General features: G+C 60.6%; 2 protein-coding genes. Both read left to right on the top strand.

Annotated elements, in window-relative coordinates; all coding sequences use genetic code 11:
- Positions 1-380, top strand: a 380-nt coding sequence (locus tag A5706_RS08540; RefSeq protein ID WP_231985134.1) for a hypothetical protein, incomplete at its 5' end; no start/stop codon positions are given.
- 421 nt (positions 381-801) lie between these two features.
- Positions 802-1037 (top strand): PE family protein (locus A5706_RS32125; protein WP_156767018.1); only part of this gene is annotated, 236 nt, incomplete at its 3' end.

Below are 1037 nucleotides of genomic sequence, written 5' to 3'. Positions count from 1 at the left end.
CCGCCGCGTCGACATTAAATGATTTGATAACAAATGTAGTGACGAATACTGTCTTTGTTCTAGGTGCCGCCGCCGTGGCCGGCTTCGTCATTGGTTTTCTTTCTTGGCTCATGGCAGATCTCGTCGTACTGTACTTCGCGTCCGCTGCGGCAAACATCATCCAATCGTTCCCGTTCTACGGCTTACTATTGAACGTTTTGACCGACGCGATAAACCCATTACTCACGGCGTTTCCCGTTGTAGGCCAGCTCGTTTCAGCCGGCACTCAATTAGTCCAGTCGTTCACCACTGCGTTCTTCTGGCCGGCGAATCTGACAGTACAAATTCTCCGCGCACTATCCGCCTTGGTGAACCCGCTGGGCCAAACAACGGCCTCCTAACATCCAATCTTTGGCCCTTCTCAGCAGCCGGGTGTCTCACCGACTCCTGTTCATCGGGACGCAGGAAATCCGAATCGAGGTCTACGGGAGCCCTCGGGGCCGCCCAGAGGCGCGCCTCGCGCCCCTGCTGACCCGCCGACACAGACGCCGCCGCACCTGACCGTGACTCTGCGGCCTCGGCCCACGCCTTTGTGGCGCGGGTCGCCGCGTTAAGGGGATTCAACCTCTAGCCGTGCATCCGGCCGTTACGCCGCACGCTGGGGCGGCCCCGACGCCCCTGCCTGACGTCGCCAGCGCCGGGCGACGCGTGCATGATTTTAGGCCCGACCACAGAGGGCGAAAGTCCCTATTTGGATTTGCCGGCTCGCGGTGAAGATCCTGTCCTACAGACGAGTCGATCAGGACCAATTGGGGGACGGAAATGTCTGCGGTGAGCGTTGCGCCAGAACTGATTAGCCAAGCGGCAACGGATTTGGCGGGTATCGGTTCAACGGTCAACGCTGCGCATATGACAGCGGGGCCCTCGACACTTTTCGTGCGCCCCGCTGCCGCCGATGAGGTGTCGGCGGGGATCGCGCATCTGTTCTCCGGTTACGCCCAGGACTATCACGCGCTGGCCGGGAAGGCGGCGGCGTTTCAGGAGCAATTTGTGCAGCA

The organism is Mycobacterium sp. E796 (genome assembly GCF_001672815.1).
GTDB lineage: Bacteria > Actinomycetota > Actinomycetes > Mycobacteriales > Mycobacteriaceae > Mycobacterium.
This window is presented reverse-complemented; position numbering and strand designations above follow the sequence as displayed.